Annotated in this window: 4 protein-coding genes; 2 read left to right on the top strand and 2 right to left on the bottom strand. The window is 64.1% G+C overall.

Features of this window, described 5'->3' with window-relative positions; translation table 11 throughout:
- On the bottom strand, positions 1-189 hold a 189-nt coding region (locus VEI45_RS06035; protein WP_324851099.1), incomplete at its 3' end, for a hypothetical protein.
- 83 nt (positions 190-272) lie between these two features.
- Between VEI45_RS06035 and VEI45_RS06030 the strand changes: the two genes are divergently transcribed.
- Positions 273-902: a TetR family transcriptional regulator gene (locus VEI45_RS06030; protein WP_324851097.1), complete on the top strand. Its 630-nt coding sequence runs from the start codon at positions 273-275 to the stop codon at positions 900-902.
- A complete protein-coding gene (locus tag VEI45_RS06025) occupies positions 899-1723 on the top strand; it encodes a hypothetical protein (RefSeq protein WP_324851095.1) in 825 nt (274 codons plus the stop codon). The genes VEI45_RS06030 and VEI45_RS06025 overlap by 4 nt, the downstream gene beginning before the upstream one ends.
- Before the next feature lie 170 nt (positions 1724-1893).
- Here VEI45_RS06025 and VEI45_RS06020 read toward each other — a convergent pair.
- The coding region (locus VEI45_RS06020) for a DUF933 domain-containing protein (protein WP_324851093.1) at positions 1894-2361 on the bottom strand (468 nt) is incomplete at its 5' end.

Here is a 2361-nt window from a genome sequence, read left to right as displayed (position 1 = left end):
GAAGGCGTCCGAAGTCGCGGTCTCGAAGCCGCGCTTCTCCTCGGTACCGACCGGGTCGAACATGCGGACCTCGCCGGGGCAGATCGTGCGCCAAGATGCGACCCACTCGTCTTTCTTCCCGGCGTTCCACAGTTCAGCATGCTTCGCCGCATGCGCTAACCGAGCTTGCCTGCTCGGCACACCATTCATGGCCCAATCAAACCACCCACCACCAGCAAACTCGCTGACGACCGTCATTGACGGGCGGCAATGAAATTTTGTATGGTGTCTGCGTGCCATCGCGCCCATTGACCGCAGAACCTGCGTCGCAGGTTGTTGGGATACGGGAGGCGCAGCGGCTGCAGACCCGGGCGCGTGTCTTCGACGCCGCGATGGCCGAGTTCGACCGGTCCGGATTGGCGGGTGCGGACGTCGCAGCGATCGCCGCGACGGCGGGGGTGGCGCGGGGCACGTTCTATTTCCACTTCCCGACCAAGGAGCACGTGCTGGTCGAGTTGGAGCGGGCCGAGGAGGCGAAAATCGTGGCGGCGCTCGACACCCGAACCGCCGCGCCAGACGATCTGTTGTCGCTGCTCACACTGCTCGTTCGCCACGTGCTCGCCGCCGAAGAGCAATTCGGACCGGTGGTCTTCAGAGACATGCTGGGCCTGCACTTCTCCGCCACCCGGCCCGTCGGAGACGAGCTTGGTGAGCACCCGCTGGCCGGTTTCGTCGTCGCCGCGATCGCCGCAGCGCAGGAGGCGGGACGGGTGTCGCGGGATGCGGACGCGGGTGAACTCGGGGTGATTTTCCTCACCGGACTGTTCGCGTTGCTGGCCACCGGTGCGACCGCATCACGGGAACGCGCCGCGCTATTGGATCGCTATGTGCTGACGATTGTTCAGGGAATGGAGGAGCGATGAACGCTTTAGGTATCGAGGGCTACCGCGAATTCTTGACGCGGCGCGACGGTGACGCAGATTTGCTGAACCGCACCTTGACCAGCCGGGACAAATTCTTCAACGCCTTGGAGGTGGACCCGGTTCGCTCGAGTCGTCCCATCGACCGAGTTGTGTTCGAACGCAACCTGCACCGCCGCCGACCCGAGCCGGGCCTGAGCCGAGAAATGCTTTTTCTGTTGGCGACCGCGAAGTTGAACCAGGCCGAACGCTTCGGCGTCGGATTGGGAGAAACGTACGGACGCAATAGCGGTGACGACACCCTGCCCGAGCGGGTGTACATGGAGCTCGAAGAGCACTATCACACCCGCTTACTGGCCTACGTGCTGGACATGTTCGGTTTGCCTTTCCACGTCGTCCCGCCGCCCATGGTGATGCGCCAGTTCGTCAAGATCAACGTCTTCCTCCCGGAGCGCATCGGGTTCGGGTTCGTGGGCGCCGCCGAGATGGCGGGTTGCATCATGTTCGACGAATTGCGCCGTGTCGGGGTCGAGTTGTTCGCCGACGAACCGGACGTGGCCGCACGCATCGAGAGCCTCTACAGCGAAATCCTCACCGACGAGGTGGGTCATGTCGGCTACTGCGCGGCGCGCTGCACCTCTGCTGAGCGAACCGTAATGCGTTGGCTCTACCCGCGTTTCGGTCGACTGTTCGCTCGCCAGACCGCCGAGATCAGCATGCTGATCGATCCCAAGAAGCTGCACGCCCGCCTCGATGAGCCGTTCAACGTCGATCAACTCACCGCGGGCTTGCCGAACGACACTTTCCTTGCAGCACACCCCTGACGGCCGCCTGCCTCAGGAAGCCTCGAACGGCGTGGGCGTCGGTGGCATCCAGCTACCGTCGAGGACCTCCGCACGAGGCCGCTAGAAGCGGTTGTTGCGGGCCTGACTCGTATCCGGTCGCCGCGTTTGATCTTCGGAGGCGGGCTCAGTCTGTGCCCCTCATCAAGCGCCTACTTCGACGACTTTGTTGTTGCTCCGTGTCGGAACTCCACCACGTCGCCATCGGCCATCACGTAGTCCTTGCCCTCCATGCGCACCTTGCCGGCCGCCTTGGCTGCAGCCATCGACCCGGCGGCCACCAGGTCGTCGTACGACACGATCTCGGCCTTGATGAAGCCCTTTTCGAAGTCGGTGTGGATTATCCCGGCCGCCTTGGGCGCGGTATCGCCTTGATGGATGGTCCAGGCCCGCGACTCCTTGGGCCCGGCCGTCAGGAAGGTTTGCAACTTCAGAGTGTGAAAACCGGCCCGGGCCAACGCATCAAGTCCGCGTTCGGTCTGACCGATCGACTCCAGCAGCTCGGCGGCCGACTCGTCGTCGAGCTCGGTGAGCTCGGCCTCGATCTTGGCGTCCAGGAAGACCGCATCCGCCGGCGCCACCAGCGCACGCAGATCCGCGACCCGGTCGGCATCGGTGAG

Origin of the sequence: Mycobacterium sp. (genome assembly GCF_035623875.1) — a bacterium.
Classification (GTDB): Bacteria; Actinomycetota; Actinomycetes; order Mycobacteriales; family Mycobacteriaceae; genus Mycobacterium.
The sequence above is the reverse complement of the archived record's forward strand: the minus strand, read 5'-3'. Positions and strand labels throughout refer to the sequence as shown.

Bases quoted from the DNA above. Each gene is read 5' to 3' on its own strand.
- VEI45_RS06025 (WP_324851095.1), top strand. From the start codon at position 899: ATGAACGCTTTAGGTATCGAGGGCTACCGCGAATTCTTGACGCGGCGC.